The organism is Pelagivirga sediminicola (assembly GCF_003072125.1).
GTDB classification, from domain to species: Bacteria; Pseudomonadota; Alphaproteobacteria; order Rhodobacterales; family Rhodobacteraceae; genus Roseovarius; species Roseovarius sediminicola.
The window spans coordinates 190,405-215,190 of sequence record NZ_QCYH01000004.1 but is presented as its reverse complement, the minus strand read 5'-3'; the positions used below and the strand labels follow the sequence as shown (position 1 = coordinate 215,190).

The 24,786-nt window shown below is 65.7% G+C and carries 22 protein-coding genes; 8 read left to right on the top strand and 14 right to left on the bottom strand.

Annotated elements, in window-relative coordinates:
- Positions 1-178: 178 nt before the first annotated feature.
- Together DC366_RS09265 and DC366_RS09260 are read left to right on the top strand one after the other, a co-directional pair.
- Positions 179-847 (top strand): SDR family NAD(P)-dependent oxidoreductase, encoded by a 669-nt coding sequence (locus tag DC366_RS09265; protein ID WP_108691922.1) that lies wholly within the window; start codon positions 179-181, stop codon positions 845-847.
- Positions 841-2,373: a cryptochrome/photolyase family protein gene (locus DC366_RS09260; protein ID WP_207768684.1), complete on the top strand. Its 1,533-nt coding sequence runs from the start codon at positions 841-843 to the stop codon at positions 2,371-2,373. Before DC366_RS09265 ends, DC366_RS09260 begins: the two co-directional genes overlap by 7 nt.
- A 20-nt stretch (positions 2,374-2,393) precedes the next feature.
- On the opposite strand, the gene DC366_RS09255 is transcribed toward DC366_RS09260, so the two are convergent.
- The gene (locus tag DC366_RS09255) at positions 2,394-3,563 is read right to left on the bottom strand and encodes a TIGR03862 family flavoprotein (protein ID WP_108691921.1); all 1,170 of its coding nucleotides are present in this window, start codon (positions 3,561-3,563) and stop codon (positions 2,394-2,396) included.
- A 68-nt stretch (positions 3,564-3,631) separates the two neighbouring features.
- Between DC366_RS09255 and DC366_RS09250 the strand changes: the two genes are divergently transcribed.
- Positions 3,632-3,934 (top strand): HNH endonuclease, encoded by a 303-nt coding sequence (locus tag DC366_RS09250; protein ID WP_108692019.1) that lies wholly within the window; start codon positions 3,632-3,634, stop codon positions 3,932-3,934.
- Here DC366_RS09250 and hemE read toward each other — a convergent pair whose 3' ends face one another.
- The gene (gene hemE / locus DC366_RS09245; protein ID WP_108691920.1) at positions 3,935-4,978 is read right to left on the bottom strand and encodes a uroporphyrinogen decarboxylase; all 1,044 of its coding nucleotides are present in this window, start codon (positions 4,976-4,978) and stop codon (positions 3,935-3,937) included.
- A gap of 100 nt (positions 4,979-5,078) precedes the next feature.
- Between hemE and hemC the strand changes: the two genes are divergently transcribed.
- The gene (gene hemC / locus DC366_RS09240; RefSeq protein WP_108691919.1) at positions 5,079-6,026 is read left to right on the top strand and encodes a hydroxymethylbilane synthase; all 948 of its coding nucleotides are present in this window, start codon (positions 5,079-5,081) and stop codon (positions 6,024-6,026) included.
- A gap of 47 nt (positions 6,027-6,073) precedes the next feature.
- Here hemC and DC366_RS09235 read toward each other — a convergent pair whose 3' ends face one another.
- Entirely contained in the window at positions 6,074-6,427 is a 354-nt protein-coding gene (locus DC366_RS09235) for a cupin domain-containing protein (RefSeq protein ID WP_165802880.1), read from the bottom strand.
- Entirely contained in the window at positions 6,424-8,340 is a 1,917-nt protein-coding gene (locus DC366_RS09230) for an acyl-CoA synthetase (RefSeq protein WP_108692018.1), read from the bottom strand. Before DC366_RS09230 ends, DC366_RS09235 begins: the two co-directional genes overlap by 4 nt.
- A 217-nt stretch (positions 8,341-8,557) precedes the next feature.
- Here DC366_RS09230 and DC366_RS09225 point away from each other — a divergent pair, with 217 nt between their 5' ends.
- Positions 8,558-9,580: an extracellular solute-binding protein gene (locus DC366_RS09225; protein ID WP_108691917.1), complete on the top strand. Its 1,023-nt coding sequence runs from the start codon at positions 8,558-8,560 to the stop codon at positions 9,578-9,580.
- A 75-nt stretch (positions 9,581-9,655) separates the two neighbouring features.
- On the opposite strand, the gene DC366_RS09220 is transcribed toward DC366_RS09225, so the two are convergent.
- From DC366_RS09220 to coxB, 10 genes are all read right to left on the bottom strand, one after another.
- Positions 9,656-11,068, bottom strand: a complete 1,413-nt coding sequence (locus DC366_RS09220) for an FAD-binding oxidoreductase (protein ID WP_108691916.1) — start codon at positions 11,066-11,068, stop codon at positions 9,656-9,658.
- A 78-nt stretch (positions 11,069-11,146) separates the two neighbouring features.
- A complete protein-coding gene (locus DC366_RS09215) occupies positions 11,147-11,734 on the bottom strand; it encodes a GNAT family N-acetyltransferase (protein ID WP_108691915.1) in 588 nt (195 codons plus the stop codon).
- Complete coding sequence (locus DC366_RS09210) at positions 11,734-12,996, bottom strand: M16 family metallopeptidase (protein ID WP_108691914.1); 1,263 nt, start codon at positions 12,994-12,996, stop codon at positions 11,734-11,736. The genes DC366_RS09215 and DC366_RS09210 overlap by 1 nt, the downstream gene beginning before the upstream one ends.
- A complete protein-coding gene (gene thrC, locus DC366_RS09205) occupies positions 12,993-14,381 on the bottom strand; it encodes a threonine synthase (protein WP_108691913.1) in 1,389 nt (462 codons plus the stop codon). Before thrC ends, DC366_RS09210 begins: the two co-directional genes overlap by 4 nt.
- 10 nt (positions 14,382-14,391) lie before the next feature.
- Positions 14,392-15,075 (bottom strand): SURF1 family protein, encoded by a 684-nt coding sequence (locus DC366_RS09200; protein ID WP_108691912.1) that lies wholly within the window; start codon positions 15,073-15,075, stop codon positions 14,392-14,394.
- A gap of 103 nt (positions 15,076-15,178) precedes the next feature.
- On the bottom strand, positions 15,179-15,991 hold the full coding sequence (locus DC366_RS09195) for a cytochrome c oxidase subunit 3 (RefSeq protein WP_108691911.1): 813 nt from the start codon (positions 15,989-15,991) through the stop codon (positions 15,179-15,181).
- A 94-nt stretch (positions 15,992-16,085) separates the two neighbouring features.
- Positions 16,086-16,670: a cytochrome c oxidase assembly protein gene (locus DC366_RS09190; RefSeq protein ID WP_108691910.1), complete on the bottom strand. Its 585-nt coding sequence runs from the start codon at positions 16,668-16,670 to the stop codon at positions 16,086-16,088.
- A complete protein-coding gene (locus DC366_RS09185; RefSeq protein ID WP_500690306.1) occupies positions 16,657-16,833 on the bottom strand; it encodes a cytochrome c oxidase system small membrane protein in 177 nt (58 codons plus the stop codon). The genes DC366_RS09190 and DC366_RS09185 overlap by 14 nt, the downstream gene beginning before the upstream one ends.
- A complete protein-coding gene (cyoE, locus tag DC366_RS09180; RefSeq protein ID WP_108691908.1) occupies positions 16,833-17,804 on the bottom strand; it encodes a heme o synthase in 972 nt (323 codons plus the stop codon). The genes DC366_RS09185 and cyoE overlap by 1 nt, the downstream gene beginning before the upstream one ends.
- 106 nt (positions 17,805-17,910) lie before the next feature.
- The gene (coxB, locus tag DC366_RS09175) at positions 17,911-18,786 is read right to left on the bottom strand and encodes a cytochrome c oxidase subunit II (protein ID WP_108691907.1); all 876 of its coding nucleotides are present in this window, start codon (positions 18,784-18,786) and stop codon (positions 17,911-17,913) included.
- 254 nt (positions 18,787-19,040) lie between these two features.
- Here coxB and tldD point away from each other — a divergent pair, with 254 nt between their 5' ends.
- The 3 genes from tldD to topA all read left to right on the top strand — a co-directional run bounded on the left by tldD (position 19,041) and on the right by topA (position 24,640).
- On the top strand, positions 19,041-20,462 hold the full coding sequence (tldD, locus tag DC366_RS09170) for a metalloprotease TldD (RefSeq protein ID WP_108691906.1): 1,422 nt from the start codon (positions 19,041-19,043) through the stop codon (positions 20,460-20,462).
- A gap of 234 nt (positions 20,463-20,696) precedes the next feature.
- Positions 20,697-21,842, top strand: a complete 1,146-nt coding sequence (dprA, locus tag DC366_RS09165; RefSeq protein ID WP_108691905.1) for a DNA-processing protein DprA — start codon at positions 20,697-20,699, stop codon at positions 21,840-21,842.
- A gap of 104 nt (positions 21,843-21,946) precedes the next feature.
- Positions 21,947-24,640 (top strand): type I DNA topoisomerase, encoded by a 2,694-nt coding sequence (topA, locus tag DC366_RS09160; protein WP_108691904.1) that lies wholly within the window; start codon positions 21,947-21,949, stop codon positions 24,638-24,640.
- The last annotated feature ends 146 nt before the right edge of the window (positions 24,641-24,786 follow it).

The following is a 24,786-nucleotide window of genomic DNA, read 5'->3' as shown; positions in this document are numbered from 1 at the left end:
AGAGGCGGCTTAGCAGCAGGAGGGCAGCACGCAGCGCGCGGCCGTGGCCACGTGCGGGAAGTGCGATATGCTGCATCATCGTCATGGCAGGCACGTTACGCAAACTGCGCCGCAATGAAAAGCGGCTTTTTGCGCGGCGGGCGTTGAACCTGCGCCGCTGCCGCCTACCCTTTGAGCCATGACACACAGATCCCTCATCATCGGCGCGTCGGGCGGCATCGGCCAGGCCATCACCGCCAAGCTAAAGCAGAACGGCAGCGAGGTGACGACGCTCTCGCGCAGCGCCGATGGCCTTGACGTCACCGACGAGGCCAGCGTCAAGGCGGCGCTGGAGGGCACCGAGGGCGAATTTCAGTTGATTTTCGTCGCCACCGGCGCGCTGGAAATCGGCGGCGCCGAGCCTGAAAAGGCGCTGAAGGACATCACAGCGCAGGCGATGGCGGACCAGTTCGCGGTCAATTGCATCGGCCCGTCGCTGGTGATGAAACACGCGCTTTCGCGGCTGCCGCGCAAGGGGCCCGGTTGCTTCGCGGCGCTGTCGGCGCGGGTCGGGTCCATCGGCGACAACGGGATCGGCGGCTGGTACTCCTATCGCACCGCCAAGGCCGCGCTGAACCAGATGATCCACACCGCCGCGATCGAGCTGAAGCGCACCCATCGCGAGGCGGTCTGCGTCGCGCTGCATCCCGGCACCGTCGAGACGCCGTTTACCGCCAAATATGCGGGCCGCCACAAGACCGTGAAGCCCGAAGAGGCCGCGCATAACCTTCTGTCGGTGCTTGAAGGGCTGGGCCCGGAGGACAGCGGCCAGTTCTTCGACTGGCAGGGCGAGAGCGTAGCATGGTGACACCGCGTCTGGTGCTGGTCCTCGGCGATCAGCTGAGCGAGGGGCTGAGCGCGCTCGGTGCCGCGCGCAAGGATTGCGATATCATCGTCATGGCCGAGGTCGCGAGCGAGACGGAGTATGTCCCGCACCACCCCAAGAAGATCGCGCTGGTGCTTGCCGCCATGCGCCATTTCGCCGAAACGCTGCGCGATCAGGGCTGGACCGTGGCCTATACGCGGCTGGATGAGGACGAAAATTCCGGCTCGATCACCGGCGAGTTGCTGCGCCGCGCAGACGCACATGGCGCCGATGAGGTCATCGTGACGCGTCCCGGCGAATGGCGCCTTGTGCAGGATCTGGACGACATGCCGCTGAAGGTCACGCAGCTGCCCGACGACCGCTTCATCGCCTCGCTGGACGAATTCGACGCCTGGGCATCGGACCGCAAGGAGTTGCGGATGGAGTATTTCTATCGCGAGATGCGCCGCAAGACCGGGCTGATGATGGAGGATGGCGATCCGGCCGGCGGGCAGTGGAATTTCGATCATGACAATCGCAAACCGGCCAAGACGGACATGCTGCGCAGCGCGCCGATGCAGTTCACGCCCGATGACATGACCGAAGAGGTGCTGCGCCTTGTCGAAGACCGCTTTGGCGATAATTTCGGCGCGCTGCGCCCGTTTCACTTCGCCGTCACGCGCGGCCAGGCGCTGCGCGCGCTGGATCATTTCGTGAAACATCTGCTGGAGGGATTCGGCGATTATCAGGACGCGATGCTGCAGGACGACCGCTTCCTGCATCACTCGCTGTTGTCGCCCTACATCAATCTGGGGCTTCTTGGCCCGTTGGAAGTATGCCGGCGCGTCGAGCAGGCATGGAAGGACGGGGCGGTGCCCATCAATTCCGCCGAGGGCTTCATCCGGCAGATCATCGGCTGGCGCGAATATGTGCGCGGCATCTATTTCCGTGAGGGGCCGGATTATACGTCGCGCAACATACTCCGGCACGAGCGGGCGCTGCCATGGATGTATTGGGGCGGCGAGACGAAGATGAACTGCGTCCGCCATGCGGTGGCCCAGACCCGCGACGAGGGCTATGCGCACCATATCCAGCGCCTGATGGTGACGGGCAACTTCGCGCTTCTGGCCGGGATCGCGCCCGCCGAGCTGCATGAATGGTATCTGTCGGTCTATGTCGACGCCTATGAATGGGTCGAGGCGCCCAATACCATCGGGATGAGCCAATGGGCCGATGGCGGCATCATCGCGTCAAAACCTTACGTGAGTTCCGGCAATTACATCAACAAGATGTCCGACTATTGCGGTGACTGCGCCTATTCGGTGACCGAAAAGACGGGCGAGACCTCCTGCCCGTTCAACACGCTCTACTGGTATTTCCTTGACCGCCATCGGCAGCGGTTCGAGGGCAATCACAGGATGGGCATGATCTATAGCACCTGGGACAAGATGGAGGCGGGCAAACGCCGCGATATTCTGGACACGGCCAAGGCGTTTTTGCAGCGCATGGACAATGGCGACGTCGTCTGAAGTGCCGCCCGCGCCCCGCCCTAACGCGCCAGCCATTCCGCCGCCGCGCGCCCCGCATGCAGGCCCGTGGCAAGGCAGGCGGTGATGAGGTAGCCGCCCGTCGGCGCCTCCCAATCCAGCATCTCGCCAGCTGCGAAAGTGCCGGGGCGGTCCTTCAGCATCAGATGTGCATCCAGCGCGTCAAGCCGCAGACCGCCCGCCGTGGAAATCGCCTGATCCATCGGCAAGGGGCCTTGGTGCAGGATCGGCAGCGCCTTGATCAGCGGCGCCAGGTCATCCGGCAGCGGCCTGGCGAACTCCATCAGCAGCGCCTGCTTTTCGGGCGCCCATTTCAGCACCTTGCGCAGATGGTTGGCAAGGCTCGTCTTGCCGCGCGGACGCGCGAGGCGCTGCCGCAGATCCTCCACCGCAAGATCCGGCATGAGGTCCAGCAGCAGCGGCGCGCCCTGCCGCATGGCGCGCGACACCTCGTAGATGCCGCCGCCTTCGATCCCGGCGCGCGACAGCACGATCTCGCCGCGCGAGCCAAGATCGCCCGCCCGCAGCGCGATACCCTTGACCGGCTTGCCGATGTGGCGCTGCATATGCCCTGACCAGTCCACGGCAAAGCCCATGTTGGCGGGCTGAAACGGCGCCACCTGCCCCGGCAGATGCGCGGTCCATTCCCCGTCCGAGCCCAGCCGCGCCCAGGACGCGCCGCCGCAGGCCAGAACCGTGGCGCGCGGCGTCAGGCGGCGCGCCCCGCCGGGGGTTTCCATCAGCACGCGGTCGCCATCCCAGCCCTGCCAGCGCCAGCGGCGCTGAATGCGAACGCCCAAGGCCTCCAGCCGCGACAGCCATGCGCGTAAAAGCGGCGACGCCTTCATCGCCTGCGGAAAGACCCGCCCGGTCGAGCCGGTAAACAGCGGCTGGCCCAGCCCGAGCGCCCAGTGCTGCACATCCTCGGGGCCAAAGGCGCGAAGGATGCCATGCAGCGGCGCCGCCTGCGCGCCGTAAGCGTGCAGGAATCGGTTCATGTCCTCGGCCTTGGTCAGGTTGAGGCCCGATTTTCCCGCCATCAGGAACTTGCGCGCAGGCGACGGCTTGGCCTCGGCCACGGTCACGGCGTGGCCCGCGCTTGCCAGCGCTTCGGCCGCCATCAGTCCGGCGGGGCCTGCGCCGATCACCAGCGCGCTGTCGGGATTTTCCATCTCACGCCTCTTGTCTGTGCGGCGGGCCGAGCCATCCTATTGACGCGCCAAGGCCGAAGGATCAAGCAATAGACGACCGCCCGCCCATATGCCCGATCTGCGAGCGCCCCATTCCGCCGGGCGCAAGGCAGAGCCTGCATCACCTGACGCCCAAGCTGAAGGGTGGCAAGGGCGGCCCCGTGGTGCGCGTGCACCAGATCTGCCACAACGAGATCCACGCGACACTGACCGAGGCCGAGCTGGCGCGCGATTACAACACGCCCGAAGCGTTGCGCGCGCACCCACGGCTGGCGAAATTCATCGCCTGGGTGCGCAAAAGGCCGCCCGACTTTCACTCCAAGACGCCGAAAAAGCTGCGCAAACGCAAATAGTTACGCGCTGCGCACCGTGTCGATCATCAGTTGCACATTGGCGGGGTCCGCATCGGGGGTGATGCCATGGCCGAGGTTGAAGATATGTGGGCCACCGCGCAGCGCCTCGACGATGCGGCGCGTCTCGCGCACCAGCGCATCGCCGCCCGTGACCATATGCGACGAGGCCAGATTTCCCTGCACGCAGCCATCCGGCTGCACATGCTCGGCCACCCATTCTGCGCTGACGGAATCGTCCACCGCGACGCAATCGGCGCCGCTCGCCTTGTGAAAGCCGATATACTTGTCCCCGGCCTGACGCGGGAAGGCGATGATCGGGGTTCCCGGGTGGCGCGCCTTGAGCGCGGCGATGATCTGCCGCGTCGGCTCCAGCGCGTAGCGGTCGAAATCGGGGCCCTTGAGCGAGCCGGCCCAGCTGTCGAACAGCTTGACCACCTCGGCGCCCGCGTCGATCTGGGCCGAAAGGTATTCGATCGTCGCCTTTGTCAGCCGTTCGATCAGCGCATCGAAGACGGCCGGATGCGTGCCCTTCAGCTCATGCGCGGGGCCTTGATCGGGTGTGCCCTTGCCCGCGATCATGTAGGTCGCGACGGTCCAGGGCGCGCCGGCAAAGCCGATCAGCGTGGTTTCCTTCGGCAGCGCCGAGGCCAGGTTGCGCACGGTCTGGTAGATCGGCGACAGCGTCTCGTGAATGTCCTCCACGCCGCGCAGCTGCGCGAACTCCGCCTCGCCGGTGATGGTGCTGAGGCGCGGCCCCTCGCCGGTGACGAACCACAGATCCGCGCCCAGCGCCTGCGGCACCAGCAGGATATCGGCAAAGAGGATCGCGGCATCAAAGCCAAAGCGGCGGATCGGCTGCAGCGTCACCTCGGTGGCCAGATCGGGATTGTAGCACAGCGACAGGAAATCCCCCGCCTCGGCGCGGGTCGCCTTGTATTCGGGCAGGTAGCGGCCAGCCTGGCGCATCATCCAGATGGGCGGCACCTGCTGCGCCTCGCCCGCCAATGCGCGCAGGATCGTCTTGTCGGATTTCGGATTGGCCATGGTGCACCCTCTCGTTTTGCCGTGGTCGTCGCCCCCCCGGCAATGGAAGTCAAGCGCGGGCTCTCTTGCCCTGCGCCTTCGTGACATCTAAACCGCCCCCATGACATTGCAATTGCCCACCCCCCTGGCCCCGATGAAACTGGGCACGCGCGGATCGCCCCTGGCCCTGGCCCAGGCGAACGAGACGCGCGCGCGCCTTGCCGCCGCCTTCGATCTGCCCTTCGAGGCGTTCGAGATCATCGCGATCAAGACCACCGGCGACCGGATCATCGACCGCCCGCTGAAGGAAATCGGCGGCAAGGGCCTGTTCACCCGCGAGATCGAAGAGGCCCTGCTGTCGGGCGAGATCGACATCGCGGTCCATTCGATGAAGGACATGCCGACGCTTCAGCCGGGGGGCCTGCTGCTGGACACCTATCTGCCGCGCGAGGATGTGCGCGACGGGTTCGTCTCGCCCGGCCATGCCACGCTTGGCGATCTGCCGGAGGGGGCCAAGGTTGGCACGTCCTCGCTGCGGCGGCGCGCGCAGGTTCTGGTGGCCTATCCGCATCTGGAGGTGGTCGAATTTCGCGGCAACGTGCAGACCCGCCTGAAGAAACTGGATGACGGCGTGGCCGCCTGCACCTTCCTTGCCATGGCGGGGCTGAACCGGCTGGGCCGCGCGGAAGTGGCGCAAAGCGCGCTCGACCCGTCCGTGATGCTGCCCGCCATCGCCCAAGGCGCCATCGGGATCGAGCGGCGCGAGGGCGACAGCCGCACCGCCGAGATGCTGAGCGCGATCCACGACGCCGAAACCGGTCAGCGGCTGGCGGCCGAGCGGGCGTTTCTGGCGGCCCTCGACGGTTCGTGCGAGACACCCATCGCCGGGCTGGCGGAACTGGACGGCGGCACGCTGCATCTGCGCGGCGAGGTGCTGCGTCCCGACGGCTCGCAAAGCATCAAGGACGCGCGCAGCGCTCCCATCGCGGACGGCGCCGAGCTGGGCCGCGCGATGGCCGAGGACATGCTGAAAGAGGCAGGGCCGGGATTTTTCGACTGGCGTCAGTGACGCGTGCGTCGCTGGGCGCGGTGCTGTCATGTCGCGCGCAACGCGCATCAGCCCACGATCATGTACATCTTGCGCAGCTTTTCCGTGATTTCCCACACGACATACTGGCCCTTGGCGATATAGAACGTATCGCCCGGACCGAAATTCTCGCTGCGCCCGTCCTTGTGGGTCAGCGTCAAGGCGCCCGAAACGATCGTCATCATCTCATGCACAGGCCACGAGTCGATCACCCGGCGGCACGGCGCGCTTTCCCATGTGCCGACCGATATCCCCTCGTCCGGCGCCTCGAAATGGGGGTGATCGGCCTCGCTGATCTCATCGGTGGTGAAGGCGTCGGCACTGCCGGGATCGCATGGCGTCATGGCCGGGTGGGGATCGATGCGGAAATCGGTGCTGCTCATGTCTGGTCGTCCTTTCGGGGGGCTTGCGCGGAGTCCTCCGCCCAGTCCCATGGGCGGGTGAATTGGTCCAGCGTCTCGGCCACGCGGGCATCATCCGCGTCACCGTTGCGCTCCAGCAGGGCGACGAGGCCGCGCTTCTTGTCGTCGATGACCTTGCTCACGCGGGCGTCCGCGCCTGCGGCCTTCAGCGCGGCGTTGTAGACGCGCGTGATGGCGCGTTTGCGCAGGTCCGGCTTGAACACCTTGCCAACGGCGGTTTTCGGCAACTCGTCGAGGATCTCGACATATTTCGGCACTGCGGCGCGTTCGCGCACGCGCTGGCGGCAATGCTCCAGCAGGGCGTCAGACGTCACTTCGGCGCCTGCAACCAGCTCTACATAGGCGCAGGGCAACTCGCCCGAATGCGCGTCGGGCTGGCCGATGGCGCCCGCGCCGGCCACGGCGGGATGGGCCATCAGCGCCTCCTCGATATCGGCGGGGTCGATGTTGTGACCGCCGCGGATGATCAGATCCTTGGCGCGCCCGGTGATCCACAGATAGCCGTCCGGATCGATCCGGCCCAGATCGCCGGTGCGCAGGTGATCGCCGTAAAAAAGGTCACGGTTGCGGGCGGGATCGGTGTAGGTGTTGCCGACATAGACGCCCGGATTGCTGATGCAGATCTCGCCCACCTCGTCGGGCGGGCACTCCAGCGGCCCGTCCTCGGTGCTGCGCAGGATCTTGACGTCCGTATAGGGCAGCGGCACCCCGACCGAGCCGACCTTCTTGACCCCGGCGGGCGGGTTGCAGGACACAAGGCAGGTCACCTCGGTCAGCCCGTAGCCTTCGATCACGGTCATCCCGGTGGCCGATTCGAACCGCTTGAACAGCTCCAGCGGCATCGGCGCGCTGCCGGAAAAGGCGTTCTTGACGCGGCTGATATCGGCATCGACCTTGCACTGCATCAGCGCGGCGACGGCGGTGGGCACGGTGATGACGAAGGTCACGCCCCAGCGCTCGCACAGCTTCCAGAAATTGGCGATGACACCGTCGCCGCGATAGCCCGCAGGCGTCGGCAGGATCACATGCGCGCCCGATTTCAGCGCCGACATCAGCACCACATGGCAGGCAAAGACGTGAAACAGCGGCAGCGGGCACATCAGAACATTGGTTTCGTCAAACAGCAGCCGGTCGCCCAGCCAGCCGTTATAGACCATCCCCGAATAACGGTGCTGCGCCATCTTCGGCATGCCCGTGGTGCCGCCCGTGTGAAAATAGGCGGCGACCCTGTCACGGCCGCCATCCTCGAAACTCAGCTCGCCGGGCTGGCGCGCCACTTCGCGCGCGTAGCTCAGCACGTCGGCGCGGTGGATGCCGTCATCCCTGGGGCGCAGGAACGGCACCAGCCAGCTTTTGGGCGGGCGCAGATAGCGGTTCAGATCCACCTCCAGCACGGTGCGCACCTGGGGCGCGTGGCGCACGGCCTCGGCCGTCTTGGCGGCGATGTCGGTCTTGGGAAACGCCTTGAGCGTGACGACGACGCGCGCGCCCGTCTCGCGCAGCAGGGCCGCGATCTGTTCGGGCTCCAGCAGGGGATTGATGGGCGCCACGATGCCCGCGATCATCGCGCCCAGCGTGGCGCTGGCCGTCTCAAGGCAATTGGGCAGCACCAGCGCGACCGCGTCCCGCTCGCCGATGCCGAGGCTGCGGAACAGGTTCGCCGCGCGGCAGACATCGGCGTGAAACTGCGCCCATGTCAGCGTCTGCGCCGGATCGCGCGCGCCTGAGGTCAGCTGGTAACTGATCGCCGGGCGATCGGGGTGCGCGCGGGCGGTCGCCTGCAGCATCTGGTGGATCGTCTCGGGGCGCGGCCGCGCCTGCCACGGCATTTCGTCCTGAATATCAAGCGCGTCCTGCCGTTCGGCGAATGTCATGGAATCGTCCTTTGATGCGAGGGCACCCTTGCGCCAGACATCCGGGCAGCGGGGCCTTTTGTCGCACAGAATGGGCGCGAACGCCGCGCGGCGCAAGAACAACCCGGCCTTGTCGCGCACCCAGGACACAGCGGTGCGCGATTGGCGCTTGACTATTTTTGTCGGAATATAGAGGAATGCCCTATCAATTCTGTCGGATATAACAAGGATACCTCACATGCGACGCATTGTTGCCGCGCGCCTTCTGGCCGCAACCAGCCTGATGGCAATTTCAACGGCCGCCCTGTCTGCCGAGGTGAATGTCTATTCCTCGCGCCACTATGACAGTGACGACGCCCTTTACGAAGAGTTCACAAATCAGACCGGCATCACCGTCAACCGGATCGAAGGCAAGGCCGACGAGCTGATCGCCCGGCTTGAGGCCGAGGGCGCGAACAGCCCGGCGGACGTGTTCATCACCGTCGATGCCGGCCGCATGGCACGCGCCGAAGAGGCCGGTGTGCTGCAGCCCTATGGCGGCGACGTGATCGAGGGCGCCGTGCCGTCGCATCTGCGCCACCCGGACGATCTGTGGTTCGGCGTCAGCCAGCGGGCGCGCATCATCTTCTACGCCAAGGACCGCGTCGAGAACCCGCCCCGCACCTACGAGGCGCTGGCCGATCCCAAATACAAGGGGCAGGTCTGCATCCGGTCGTCATCGAACGTCTACAACCAGTCGCTGCTGGCCTCGATCATCGAGGCGGACGGCGCGGACGAGGCGAAAACCTGGGCGCAAGGGGTCGTCGACAACATGGCGCGCGCGCCGCAGGGCGGCGACACCGACCAGCTGCGCGGCCTCGTGTCGGGCGAGTGCGACATCGCCGTGGCCAACCACTACTATTTCCTGCGCGCCTATGATTCGGATGTCGAGGGTCTCAGCGCCAGCATCGACAATATCGGCTGGGTCTGGCCCAATCAGAGCGGGCGCGGCGCGCACCTGAACCTGACCGCCGCGGCGATGGCCAAATCGGCCCCGAACCCCGACGAGGCGCAGGCGCTTCTGGATTTCCTGACCGGCGAGTATGCCCAGCAGCATTTCGCCAACCAGAACAACGAATATCCCGCGGTGCCGGGTGTCGGTCTGGACGAGGATACCGCACGTCTGGGCTTTTTCGTGCCGGACACCCAGACGCCGACAGCGGCCTTCTCGGCCAATGCCAAAGAGGCGCAGGAGATCTTCAACGCGGTGAATTGGCAGTAACCGGCGATTGCCGCCAGATAGCTTGAAAACGGGCCTTCGGGCCCGTTTTTTATGCGGCGCCCCGCGGCCGCGCCGTCAAATCCGCAGCACGGCGCCCGGATTCATGATGCCCCTGGGGTCCAGCGCCGCCTTTATGGCGCGCATCGCGACCAGCTTGGCGGGATCGGCGTAGCGCTCCAGATCATCCACCTTGAGGCGCCCGATCCCATGCTCGGCACTGACCGAGCCGCGCATCTCGTGCACCAGATCATGCACCGCCCGCTTGATCGCCTCGCGCTGACCGGCATGATCGGCGCGGCTGCGCCCCGGCGCGGGAAAGACATTGTAATGCAGGTTGCCATCGCCCAGATGCCCGAAGCAGTTGATGCGGAAATCGCCCAGCGCGGCGATCACCTCGCCGCCCTTTTCGATGAACCCGGCCACCGCGCCCAGCGGCAGCGACACGTCATGCGAGCTGACCGATCCGATCAGGCGGTTCGCCTCGGGCACCGATTCGCGCACCGACCAGAACTCGGCCCGCTGCGCCTCGGACTGCGCGATCAGCCCGTCGCTGACCAGTTCCGCCTCAAGCGCGTCGGCAAAAAGCGTCTCAAGCGCCTCCGCCGGATCCAACCCGCGCGCAAGGCCGACGTCAATCAGCACGAACCATTCCGGCCGCGCGGCAAAGGGCTGGCGCACCTGCGGCATCGTCTCGGCCAGAAAGTCGAGCGACTGGCGGTGCATCAACTCGAACGCGCTGACCCCCTCGCCCATGTGATCGCGCGCCAGCGCCAGCAGCTTCAGCGCGGCGGCGGGGCCGTCCACCACCATCAGAGCCGTTCCCTCCCCCGCCGGGCGCGGCGCAAGCTTCAGCACGGCGGCGGTAATCAGGCCCAGCGTGCCTTCGGAGCCGATCAGCAGGCCCCGCAGATCATAGCCGGTATTGTCCTTGCGCAGCCGTTTCAGCCCGTGCCAGATGTTGCCGTCCGGCATCACCGCCTCCAGCCCCAGACACAGATCGCGCGCGTTGCCATAGCGCAGCACATTGACGCCGCCCGCGTTGGTCGCCAGCAGCCCGCCGATCCGCGCGCTGCCCTTGGCCGCGATGCTGAGCGGGAAAAGCCGACCCGCCGCCTGCGCCGCGTCATGCACATCCGACAGGATCGCGCCGGCCTCGACCACCATGACATTCTCGTCGGGATGGATGCTGCGCAGCCTGGTCATCCGCTCCAGCGAGATCAGCAGCGGCGCCGCCCCGCAATCGGCCACCTGCCCGCCAACCAGCCCCGTGCCGCCGCCATAGGGAATTACCGGAACGCCCGCATCCGCAGCAAGGCGCACGGCGACCGCCGCCTGCTCGGCCGTGTCCGGCGCGACCACGGCGCAGGCATGGCCCTGCCAGCGGCCGCGCGGCTCTTCCAGGTAATGCGGCGCGATATCACGCAGCGCGGCGGCGGGCAGCGCGGCGGTCAGTTGTTCCAGAAAAGCCGAAGGCGGGGTGTCTGTCATGCGCGAACCCTAGCGCCGTTGCCGGGCGGGGTGAACGGCGAAATCGGCGCGCCCGAAAATTTGCAGGATTTTCGCGGGCTAGAGCCCGGCATCGCTGCGCCCGCGCCGGTCATGGCGCAGCGCGGCATAGAGGACATGGGTGCGCCAGCGCCCGTCGATCTGCAGATAGCTCTGCGCGACGCCCTCGTATTTGAAGCCGCACTTCTCCAGCAACCCGCGCGACGCGACGTTCGATGGCAGGCATGCCGCCTCGATCCGGCTGATATCCAGACGGTCGAACGCATGATGGGATACCGCCAAAATAGCCTCGCGCATGTAGCCCTGCCGCGCATGACTGGCCCCGATCCAGTAGCCCAGCGTGCCCGACTGGCTGGGCCCGCGCCGCACATTGTCCAGCGTGATCGCGCCCAGCAGGCGGTCGTCCTCGCGCCGGATCAGGAACAGCGGCAACGCGGTGCCGCCGCTGATGCTGCGCTGCGCCCAGTAGACGCGGTTGGTAAATCCCTTGCGCGACAGATGATCGGCGGCCCAGCTCGGCTCCCACGGGACTAGGAAATCGGCGCTGGAGCGGCGCAGATGCGTCCAGTCGCGGAAGTCCGTCATGGCCGGTTGGCGCAGGGTCAGCCGCTCGGTTTCGATGCGGACCTTGCGGCGCGCAGCGAACATCAGGCCGCACGCCGGGTCTGCAGGGCCTCCAGCGTCGGCGCATCCTTGACCGGGCCATAAAGCGCCAGCGCGGCGGGCGCGTGGGCCACGGTCTGCTCGGCCAGGCTGCGCACATCGGCCAGCGTGACGGCGTCGATCTTCTCCACCACCTCTTCCAGCGGCGGCACGCGGCCCCAGATCTGGATCATCCGCGCCAGACGCTCGGCCCGGTTCGAGGGGCTCTCAAGCCCCATCAGCAACCCGGCCTTCATCTGCGCGCGCGCGCGCTCGATCTCGTCAGGGCGCATGTCATCCGCTGCGCGCTTCATTTCGTCGATGGTGATCTCGACCAGCCCGGCCATGTCGCCGCCCGAGGTGCCGGCATAGATGGTCATCATGCCGGTATCGGCGTAGGCGCCTGCCTGCGCGTAGATCGTATAGCACAGGCCCCGCTTCTCGCGGATCTCCTGAAAGAGGCGCGAGGACATGCTGCCGCCCAGCGCGGTGGCATAGATCTGCGCCGTGTGGATCTGCGGATCGCCGTAATTGGGCGCCTCGAAGGCCAGCGCCATATGCGCCTGCTCCAGCTTCTTGATGCGGCGCACCTCGCCGCCCGTGAACCGCGCCAGCGGGGCTTCGGGGGCGGCGCCCGGTGTCATGTCGCCGAACATCGCCTCGGCGGCCTTGACCAGCGCGTCGTGATCGACGGCGCCCGCCGCCGACAGCACCATCTGGCCGGGGCGGTAATGCTGATCGACAAAACCGGTCAGATCGGCGCGGCTGAACCGCGCGACGCCTTCGTGCTGGCCCAGAATGGCGCGGCCCAGCGGGTGATCGGGATAGGCCTTTTCCTGTAGCCAGTCGAAAATGATGTCGTCGGGCGTATCGAGCGCCTGCCCGATCTCCTGCAGGATGACGCCGCGCTCGACCTCGATCTCCTTGGGATCGAAGGTGGAATTGCGCAGGATGTCGCCCACCACGTCCAGCGCCAGCGGCACGTCGTCCTTCAACACGCGCGCGTAATAGGCGGTGACCTCGCGGCTGGTATAGGCGTTGATATAGCCGCCGACATCCTCGATCGCCTCGGCGATCTGCAAGGCACTGCGCCGTGCCGTGCCCTTGAACGCCATATGCTCCAGAAAATGCGCGATGCCGTTCTGATCGGTGCGCTCGTTGCGCGCGCCGGTCAGAACCCAGACGCCGATGGCGGCCGATTGCAGCCCCGGCATCGCCTCGGTCACGATGCGAAAGCCGTTGGAAAGTGTCGTCAGGTTTACCGTCAACGCGCGATCCTGTCCTTGATGAGGGTCTCGATGGCCCCAAGGTCGTTGTCCACCTCGGTGATCCGTTCGGCCCGCTCATACAGGTCCGCCATATGCAAGGGCAAGGGGGGGTGCTGGCCGCTCGCCTCCTCCACCGCTGCGGGAAACTTGGCGGGGTGCGCGGTGGCCAGCGTGATCATCGGCACGTCCGGCGTCAGGTGCTGCTCGGCCACGTGCACGCCGATGGCGCTGTGCGGGCACAGAAGCTCGCCTGTCTCGTTCCACGTGCGCTGGATCGTGGCGCGGGTTTCCTCCTCGCTGACGCGGCCCGAATCGAAGCTTTCGCGCAGTGCCTCCAGCGCCCCTTGGCTGACGGTGAACCCGCCTGCCTTCAGCTCGTCCATCAGCTGCGCGGTGGCATTCGCGTCGCGGCCATATGCCTCGAACAGGGCGCGCTCGAAATTCGACGACACCTGAATGTCCATCGACGGGCTGATCGACGGGATGACGCCATCGGGAATGTAATCGCCCCCCGAAAGGCAGCGGTGCAGGATGTCGTTCTGGTTCGTCGCCACGATCAGACGGTCGATCGGCAGCCCCATGCGCTTGGCGATGTAGCCCGCGAAGATATCGCCGAAATTCCCCGTCGGCACGGTAAAGCTGACCTCGCGCTGCGGCGCGCCCAGGCTGACCGCAGAGGTGAAGTAATAAACGACCTGCGCCAGAACGCGCGCCCAGTTGATGCTGTTGACCCCGGCAAGGCCCACCTCGTCACGAAACGCGAAATCGTTGAACATATCCTTGACGCGGGCCTGGCAATCGTCGAAATGGCCGGTCATTGCCAGCGCATGCACGTTATCCTCGGCAGGCGTGCTCATCTGGCGGCGCTGCACCTCGGACACGCGGCCGTTGGGATAGAGGATGAACACGTCCACCATCTCCAGCCCCCGGAACGCGTCAATCGCGGCCGACCCGGTGTCGCCGCTGGTCGCGCCGACGATGCAGACGCGGTTGCCGCTGCGCTTGAGGGACGCCTCGAACAGCTGGCCGATCAGCTGCATCGCGAAATCCTTGAACGCGAGCGTCGGGCCGTGAAACAGCTCCAGCAGGTGATGCCCCGGCGCCAGCTGCACCACGGGCGCGCGGGCCGCGTGGGCAAACCCGGCATAGGCGCGCGCGATGATGTCCTGGAATTCGGTATCGGTGAAGGCGTCGCCGATATAGGGGCGCATGATGCGGAACGCGGCCTCCTCGTATGGAAGACCCGCCAGCGCGGCGATCTCGGCCGACGGCATCTGAGGGATGCTTTCGGGCAGGTAAAGGCCGCCGTCGCGCGCGAGGCCGGTCAGCATCGCCTCCTCGAAGGTCAGGATGGGCGCCTTGCCCCGTGTCGAGATATACTTCATGTCACAGCCCTCAGAATTTCGCGCCGGCGCCGCGCCGGACACGCCACAGCAAATAGCCTGTCATCGCCAGCCAGATAAGGGCCAGTGAAAACCAGGTGATCGCATATTGCAGATGATCGTTCGGAATGCCGCCCCCATCGACAGGCAGCGGGGTGATGCCCGCAGGCTCCCCGCCCTCCTGCTGGCGAACAACCAGCAGGACAGGCTCGGTGTTCAGCGCCTCGGCCATGGCGGGCACGTCGCGGGCAAACCATATGTCCTTGTCGAGGTCGGGCGGCGGCGTATAGCCATCCACCTCGTCGGGCCAGTGCAGGTTGCCGATCAGCCGCACGGCACCGCGATCGCGCGGCGCGTCCTTGTCCGTCAGCCCGATGAAACCCCGGTCGACCATGATGCGGCGCTCGCCCAGATCCAGCGGCTGGATCAGGCGATACCCCGCCCCAAGTTCCTTGGCGCCGACCAGAACGTGCAACTCCGGCCCTTCCAGCATCCCCTCGGCCGCGACGGGCAGAAACCTGTCCCGCGCAGCGTCGGGCGCGGTAGGCAGAGCGACCGGCGCTCCGGCGACGCGCGCCTCGATATCGGCCAATACGGCCTCTTTCCACGAGAGCCGTTGAACCTGCCAGACCCCGAGCGAAATCAGCACAGCCGCCCCCAGAATACCGAACAGCAATGGCACCACAAGCCGCCGCATCAACCCTATCCTTCAAAGACAAAAATGCGGAAGGGCGCCCTCCCGCATTTTCTTCTTGCTGAAAATATCCTCGCCAAAGGCAATGATTTTTCGCGAAAAATCTTCAGGAGCCCCAGATGTAGATCGAGGCGAAGAGGAACAGCCACACCACGTCAACGAAGTGCCAGTACCACGCCGCCGCCTCGAACCCGACATGGTTGTCGGGAGTGAAGTGGCCCTTGACCGTGCGCAGGTAGCAAACGAACAGGAAAATGGTGCCGATCACGACGTGAAAGCCGTGAAAGCCCGTCGCCATGAAGAAGTTCGCGCCATAGATGTTTCCGGAGAATCCGAACGCCGCGTGGCTGTATTCATACGCCTGGAAGACGGTGAACAGGATGCCGAGGCCCACGGCCAGCGCCAGCCCCATCTTCATGTCGCTGCGGTTGTTTTCATGCACCAACGCGTGATGCGCCCATGTCGCCGCAGCGCCCGAGCACAGCAGGATCAGCGTGTTGATCAGCGGCAGGTGCCAGGGGTCGAATGTCTCGATTCCCACCGGCGGCCAGACACCGTCGATGCCCGGCGACAGCTCGCCCATCGGGTACATCGCGTGTTTGAAAAAGCTCCAGAACCATGCAGCAAAGAACATGACCTCGGACATGATGAACATGATGAAGCCATAGCGCAGGCCGATCCGCACCACCGGCGTGTGATCGCCCGCCTGGTTTTCGGCCACCGTATCGGACCACCAGCCGAACATGGTGTAGAGAACACCGGCGAGGCCGATCAGGAACACCCAAGGCTGGTTGCTATCCATCTGCGGTGACATCCACAGGACGGCGCCGAACAGCATGACAAATCCCGCAACAGCCCCCAGCAGGGGCCAGAGCGAAGGCGCTAGGATGTGATAATCGTGGTTCTTTTCATGTGCCATTTCGTATTCCCTCGTGGACGGGCTCGGAGCGTTTGTTGAGGACCTGTTTGACGAGGGCCTTGCAAAATGCCGTGCATCGCTCCTGTTTTTCGCTTCAGTTTACGGTTCTATCGGTTTCGTCGTCCTGCGCAAGTGCGGCCTGCTGCTCGGGCAGGTCGATCTCGTAGAATGTGTAGGACAGGGTGATGACCTTGGTGTATTTGGCATCGCGGTCATCGACGATGTCGGGGTCGATGTAGAATGTCACCGGCATGTCCACCCGCTCGCCGGGCTGCAGGACCTGCTCGGTAAAGCAGAAACACTCGATCTTTTCGAAAAAGCCGCCGGCCTCGTAGGGCGTGACGTTATAGGCCGCCTGCCCCGCCACCGGGCGGTCCGTCGGGTTGTAGGCCTCGAAAAACGCCAGCCCCGTCTCGCCGATGCGCAGCTCCATCTCGCGCACTTCGGGCTTGAACTCCCACGGCATGTCGCGCTCCAGGCTGCCGTCGAAGCGCACCTTGATCGTCTGGTCGAGGATCCTGTCGGATTCCATCTCGGCGACGCCGGTGATCCCGCCAAAGCCGGTCACGCGGCAGAACCAGTCATAGAAGGGAACGGACGCCCAGGCCAGCGCGCCCATGGTCAGCACCACGCCGACCAGCATGAACACCGTGCGCTGCGTCTTGTCAGTTTTGGCCATTGCTGCCTCCCGAAACTGTCTTGGGGACGGAAAACTCGTCGCTGCTGACCTTGGCGATCGTCAGGCCGAAGACCAGCGCGACGAACGCCGCCAGGACCAGCCCCAGCCCCAGGTTGCGGCTGAACCGTCTTCGGTGCATCTCGTGAGGTTTGCGAATCGCCATCATGCGCCCCACAGCGACTGAAGCGTGATCCCGTAGCCGCGCAGCGTGGCGTCGATCAGGATCGCGACGAAAAGGCCGAAAAGATAGTAAAGCGAGTGCTTGAACACCTTCTTTTCGGTCGCGTATTTATCCGCCTCTGCCGCGTCCTCGTCACGGCGCCAGATCGCCCAGGCGCCGCGCAGGAAAAGCGCGTTCAGCAGCACCGCCGCGATCAGGTAGGCAGGCCCGCCGATCGAGGTAAACGCCAGCGCGAAGGAAACCGGCACCAGAAGCAGCGTGTAGACCAAGATGTGATTGCGCGTCACGCGGCGGCCATGGGTCGAGGTCAGCATGGGAACGCCCGCCTCGTCATAGTCGGACTTCATGAACAGCGCGAGCGCCCAGAAATGCGGCGGCGTCCACATGAAGATCAGCGCGAACATCAGAACCGATTCGATGCTGATGCCGCCCGTTGCCGCCGCCCATCCGATCATCGGCGGAAACGCCCCCGCGGCGCCGCCGATGACGATGTTCTGCGGCGTCCACCGCTTGAGCCACATGGAGTAGATCACGACGTAAAAGAAGATGGTGAAGGCCAGCAGACCCGCCGCGACCAGATTGGTCGCCAGCCCCAGCATGACGACGGATATGCCCGACAGCGCGATGCCAAAACCAAACGCCTCGCCTTCGGTGATGCGGCCCGCGGGGATCGGGCGGCTCCTCGTGCGGCGCATGATGCGGTCGATATCCGCGTCCCACCACATGTTCAGCGCACCCGACGCGCCGCCGCCGATGGCAATGAACAGGATGGCGGTAAATCCCACCACGGGATGGATCGCGACGGGCGCCGCCAGCAATCCGACCAGCGCGGTGAAGACCACCAGCGACATCACGCGCGGCTTCAGCAGCGAAAAGAAATCGCCGAATCCCGCGTCCTGCGGCTCCGCATCGCGGGAGGCGGCATTGCTGGCATTCAGGCTTGCATCGCTCATGTTGACCTCCGGTCGCGGACATGCCGGGCGGCGCCCGGCTGGGGTGGATCTGGCTCAGGCCACGCCCCCGCGACGTGAGGCGGGGACATGGAGATCGCAGGCGGCGTTACTGCGCCGCGGCAACCTTGTAGCTGCCGGGGGCAGTGATGCCTGCATATTCTTCCTTGGCGCCGGCCAGCCATTCGTCATAAGCCTGCTGGCTGACGACCTTGACGGTGATCGGCATATAGGCGTGATCCTTGCCGCACAGCTCGCTGCACTGGCCGAAATAGACGCCTTCGCGCTCGGCCTTGAACCAAAGCTGCGCAAGGCGGCCGGGAACCGCGTCCTGCTTGACCCCGAAGGCCGGGATCGTCCAGCTGTGGATCACGTCCGCGCCGGTGACCTGCATCACGACGGTCTTGCCCACGGGCACGACGACGGCGGTGTCGGTGGCCAGCTTGAACTCATCGCGGCTATAGCCCGCTTCCTCCAGCTCGGCGATGACCTCGTCATTCAGGATCTTGCCCTCGCCGATCATGAAGGATTCGAAGCCGAAATCCTCGTCCGTGTACTCATAGCCCCAGTACCACTGGTATCCGGTGACCTTGATGTTGATGTCGCCCTCCGGGATTTCCTGCTGCTTGAACAGCACGGGCAGCGAGAAGGCACCGATAAAGACCAGAATCAGGATCGGAATGATCGTCCACGCCACCTCGACCGGGGAGTTGTGGGTGAATTTCGCCGGATTGGGGTTGGCCCGGCGGTTGAAGCGCAGCATCGCGTAGATGATCAGAACCGTCACTAAAATCGTGATGCCCGCGATGATGACCAGCACCATGCCGTCCAGCCAGAACAAATCGCTGGCCAGCTCGGTCGCGGCGGGCTGGAATCCCATGCCGCCCTGTGTAGGCGTGCCCACGATTTCAAGATTGTCCTGCGCCATCGCGGGAAGAGCGGTAAGCGCGGCCATCGCAGCCAGCAGTTTGGATTTGTATCGCATAAGGCACCCTGATCGGTTGAAGCGGATATATCGTTATCGGGTGACGTGCCGCCCGGTTGGGCAGCCTCCCCCGCTTGTATCTGCGCCTGTTAAAACCATATTCTGAGCGTACAGACAAGAAAGACGGTTGCGGCATTGGGACGCTTTATTTGATTTAGATCAAAAACCGGGGCAAGCCAACGCCGTGACGTGACAATTTTCAACGCTGCGTGCGTGGCCCGGCCCGCAGCATACCCCTTGATGCAGGAAACCACATGCCCGATGCCCCCTTTCGCCCGTTCGAGGATAATCTGGACAAGGATGCCGCGCTGGCGCAGCTGCGCCGCGCCACAAGCGGCGCCGATGATGGCGAGCTGTTTCTGGAGCGCACCCGCAGCGAGGCACTGGTATTCGATGACGGGCGTATCAAGACCGCCAGCTATGACGCGGGCGAGGGGTTCGGCCTGCGCGCCGTGCGCGGCGAGGCGGTGGGATATGCCCACGGCTCGGACATCTCCGAGGCGGCGCTGACGCGCGGCGTCGACACCGCGCGCCTTGCGGTGGGCGATGGCGGCGGCGTGATGGCGCCGGGGCCGCGCCCGACCAACCGGCATCTTTACACCGCCGACGATCCGATCGTCGGCGCCAGTTTCCCCGCCAGGATCGAGACGCTGCGCCAGATAGATGCCTTCGCCCGCGATCTGGATCCGCGCGTCGTGCAGGTCTCGGCCGTCATCTCGGCCTCGTTGCAGGAGGTCGAGATCCTGCGCCCCGACGGCACGCATCTGCGCGATGTGCGCCCGATGACACGTGTCAACGTATCGGTCATCCTCGAAGAGGACGGGCGCCGCGAATCGGGCACCGCAGGCGGCGGCGGGCGCGTGGGCCTCGGCGACCTGATCGATCCGGCGGACTGGCAAGCCAAGGCGCGAGAGGCGCTGCGCATCGCCGCCGTCAACCTGCGCGCGGTTCCGGCGCCGGCGGGCGTGATGGACGTGGTCCTCGGCCCCGGCTGGCCCGGCATCCTGCTGCACGAGGCGGTGGGTCACGGGCTGGAGGGCGATTTCAACCGCAAGGGCGCGTCGGCCTTCGCCGGGCTGATGGGACAGCGAATCGCGGCGCCCGGCGTGACCGTTCTGGACGATGGCACGATCCCGGACAGGCGCGGCAGCATCACCATCGACGACGAGGGCACGCCGTCGCGCCGCAACGTGCTGATCGAGGACGGCATATTGGTGGGCTTCATGCAGGACCGCCAGAACGCCCGCCTCATGGGCACGGAGCCCACCGGCAACGGCCGCCGCGAAAGCCACGCCCACGTGCCGATGCCGCGCATGACCAACACCTACATGCTGGGCGGCGACGCGGCGCCGGGCGATATCGTGGCCGATCTCAAGGATGGTATCTATGCCGTGGGATTCGGCGGCGGGCAGGTGGACATCACCAACGGCAAGTTCGTGTTTTCCTGCACCGAGGCCTACCGCGTGCAGAACGGCAAGGTGGGTGCTCCGGTCAAGGGCGCCACGCTGATCGGCGACGGCGCCACCGCGCTGGGACAGATCCGCGCACTGGGCAACGACATGGCGCTGGATCCCGGCATGGGCAATTGCGGCAAGGCGGGCCAATGGGTGCCGGTGGGCGTGGGCCAGCCGACGGTGATGATCGGCGGGCTGACCGTGGGCGGATCGGCGGGCTGACCATATGGGCCGCGCCATCCACCGGATCAGCTGGCCGCGCCGGACGAAAAGACAGGGTTTGGGTATTTGCACCAAGAAAATGCCCAAACCACCGCGAAATACGGACGGGCTTGAATGGCTTGCACAGGGGCCGCCTTGATCTGATCCCCCTGTTCGGCTGAGTTTCGATGTTTGGTTTACGCGATGTTAACCATCCGTGCGCTACACCTGATTCTGCAAGCAGGCGAGGCTACGATGTCCGAGGAAACACATCCTTCCACTCACCCCCCACTCCCACCCACCACGGAAGATGATCGGGTGTCGTGGCTTCGCCTCTTGCGATCGCGGCGCGTGGGCGTTGCGACCTTTTACCGCCTGCTGGCCGAGCATGGCACGGCGCAGGCCGCATTGGCGGCGCTGCCGGACGTGGCCAAGGCCGCCGGAATGGATGACTACACCCTTTGTCCCGAAGGCGTCGTCCTGGCCGAGTTGCGCGCGGCACGCATTGCCGGGGCGCAGATGATCTGCGTGACCGATCCGCTCTATCCGCCGCTGTTGCGCGACATTCCCGATCCGCCCCCCATCCTGTGGGCCTTGGGCGATCTGGGCGCGCTGGCACGGCCCAAGATCGGCATGGTCGGCGCGCGCAACGCCTCCTCCCTGGGCACCCGCATGGCTCGCGCGCTGGCCGGAGAGTTGTCGAAATCGGGATATGTGATCGTCTCGGGCCTTGCCCGCGGCATCGATACCGCCGCCCACACCGCGACGCTTGAGGGCGGCACGATCGCGGTCATGGCCGGGGGCGTCGATGTGATGTACCCGGCCGAGAATGCCAAGCTGGCGGGCGATATCCTGCGCTGCGGCGTGCGCCTGTCGGAAATGCCGATGGGAACCCAGCCGCAGGCGCGCCATTTTCCGCGCCGCAACCGGATCATCAGCGGTCTTGCCTCGGCGGTGGTGGTGGTGGAGGCGGCGGCGAAATCCGGCTCGCTCATCACTGCGCGCGATGCGCTGGATCAGGGCCGCGAGGTGCTGGCGGTGCCGGGCCATCCGTTCGACGCGCGCGCCGCCGGGTGCAACATGCTGATCCGCGACGGCGCGCGGCTGGTGCGCAGCGCCGCCGACGTGATCGAGGCGCTGCCCGCGGCCGAGCCTGCGCAACCCGATCTGCCGCTGGAGACGGCAATTCCCCCCGCCCCGCCGCAAACCCGCACGCTGCAGGAGACAGCCGATCTGCATGGCCGCATCCTGGGCCGTCTTGGCCCCTCACCCCTGGCCGAGGATCAACTGATCCGCGATCTGGGCACGCCGGCCCGCGCCGTGGCGCCGGCGCTGATCGATCTTGAACTGGACGGGCGGATCCGCAGGCAGGCAGGCGGCCTTTTGTCGCTGGCCGAGTAGCGACACCGCCCGAAAAAGCGCGAAAAGCGGCCGCATTGACAATCCCTCTTGCGCCCCCACATGGTGCCCCGCCATAAGAGCCGCCCCGAGTGGAGAGGAATTTCATGCCCGTCGTCGTCGTCGAATCCCCGGCCAAGGCCAAGACAATCAACAAGTATCTGGGGCCTAATTACACGGTGCTTGCCTCCTACGGCCACGTGCGTGACCTGCCGCCCAAGGACGGCTCGGTCGATCCCGACAACAGCTTTGACATGAAGTGGGAAGTGGGCGCCGACAGTAAAAAGCACGTCAAGGCGATCGCCGACGCGCTGGCCAAGGACAACTCCCTGATCCTCGCGACCGACCCCGACCGCGAGGGCGAGGCGATCAGCTGGCATCTGGAAGAGGCGCTGCGCAAGCGCAAGGCCATCAACAAGGACACGCCGGTCAGCCGCGTGGTGTTCAACGCCATCACCAAGGCCGCCGTGACCGAAGCGATGGCCAATCCGCGCCAGGTCGACGCGCCGCTGGTCGAGGCCTATCTGGCCCGCCGCGCGCTGGATTATCTGGTCGGGTTTAACCTCAGCCCTGTTTTGTGGCGCAAATTGCCCGGCGCGAAATCGGCGGGGCGCGTGCAATCGGTCTGCCTGCGCCTGATCGTCGAGCGCGAGATGGAGATCGAGGCGTTCAACGCGCGCGAATACTGGTCCGTCAAGGCGCTGCTTTCCACCCCGCGCGGGCAGGAATACGAGGCGCGGCTGACCACTCTGGCGGGCAAGAAGCTGGAAAAGTTCGATCTGGCGAACGCCACGCAGGCCGAAATGGCGGTGCAGGCCGTATCCTCCCGCGCGCTCAAAGTCACCTCGGTCGAGGCGAAACCGGCCAGCCGCAACCCCTCGGCGCCCTTCATGACCTCGACGCTTCAGCAGGAGGCCAGCCGCAAGTTCGGCATGGGCGCGCGCCAGACCATGAGCGCGGCGCAGCGGCTTTATGAAGCGGGCCACATCACCTACATGCGGACCGACGGCATCGACATGGCGCCCGAGGCGGTGACAGCCGCACGCGACGCCATCGCCGAGCGCTATGGCAAGGAATACGTGCCCTCCTCCCCCCGCATCTACAAGAACAAGGCAAAGAACGCGCAGGAAGCGCATGAGTGTATCCGCCCCACGGAAATGACGCGCGACGCTGCCGCGCTGAAGATCACCGACCGCGATCAGGCGCGGCTCTATGATCTGATCTGGAAGCGCACGCTGGCCTGCCAGATGGAAGGCGCGCGGCTGGAGCGCACCACGGTCGAGATCGGCAGCGAGGATGGCCAGATCGGCCTGCGCGCCACAGGGCAGGTGGTGCTGTTCGACGGGTTCCTGCGCGTCTACGAGGAAGGCCGCGACGATGTCTCGGACGACGAAAACGACGCGCGCCTGCCGCAGATCGCCGAGGGTGACAAGGCCGCCTTTGGCAAATCGGGCCTGCGCGACCAGTTCGCCAAGGCCGACAAGTCCGAAAGCGTGGTCGAGGACAGCGCGCAAGGCATGGCGCGCCACGACGCCGCCATCCTGTCGGAAAACGCCGCCGTTCTGGGTCTGCAATCGCACACCCAACCGCCGCCGCGCTATACCGAGGCGACGCTGGTCAAGCGGATGGAAGAGCTGGGCATCGGCCGCCCCTCGACCTATGCCAGCATCGTGACCACGATCCAGGACCGCGAATATGTGCGCAAGGACGGCAACCGCCTGATCCCCGAGGACAAGGGGCGCATCGTCACGATCTTCCTGCTCAATTTCTTCAAGCAATATGTCGGCTATGAATTCACTGCCAACCTTGAGGAAGAGCTGGACCATGTCAGCGCGGGCGAGGCGGACTGGAAGGACATCCTGACGCGGTTCTGGCGTGATTTCTCCGCCGCCATCGCCGAGACGTCCGAGTTGCGCATCGCCGAGGTGCTGGACGTTCTGGACGATGCGCTGGCGCCCACGCTTTATCCGCCGCGCGAGGATGGCGGCGATCCGCGCATCTGCCCGCTCTGCGGCGAGGGCAAGCTGCATCTCAAGACCTCCAAATCCGGCGGTTTCGTCGGCTGCGGGCGCTATCCCGAGTGCCGCTATACCCGCCCCATCGGCGCCGATGCCGCCGAGGCCGGGGACCGTGTGCTGGGCGAGGATCAGGGCGATGAGATTTCCCTGCGCTCTGGCCGCTTCGGCCCTTACGTGCAGCGCGGCGAGGCGACCGAGGAGAACAAGAAACCGCCCCGTGCGTCGCTGCCCAAGGGCTGGACGCCAGATGCGATGGATCTGGAAAAGGCGCTGACGCTGCTCAGCCTGCCGCGCGAGGTGGGCGCGCATCCCGACGATGGCGAGATGATCGAGGCCGGGATTGGCCGCTATGGCCCGTTCGTCCGGCATGGCAAGCTTTACGCCAATCTCAAGGAGGTGGACGAGGTGTTCACCATCGGGATGAACCGCGCGGTCGAGGTGCTGGCACAAAAGCTGGCCAGCCGCGGCGCCGGGCGTGCCGCCGCCGCCCCCCTCAAGGAACTGGGCGAGCATCCCGAAAGCGGCGGCGCGATCAACGTGATGGAGGGACGCTATGGCCCCTACGTCAAGTGGGAGAAGGTCAACGCGACCCTGCCCAAGGGAACCGAGCCTGCCGATGTGACCATCGACATGGCGGTCGAATTGATCGCCGAAAAGGCCGCGAAATCCGGCAAGGGCACCGCCAAGAAGAAGGCTCCGGCCAAAAAGGCAGCCGCCAAGAAACCGGCAGCGAAAAAAGCCGCGCCCAAGAAGGCCGCGCCGAAAAAGACCAAGGCCGGGTAACGCATCCCGGCGGGCCGGGCAGCGCATTTGCCCGCGCCCCGGCACCGGACATTACACGGCTTTGTTATTGGAACCATACTCGCGCAAACTTCATTTTACGTATAAGGGTGCTTACCTGCGCCCACCATGATGAGAGGATTCGCGAC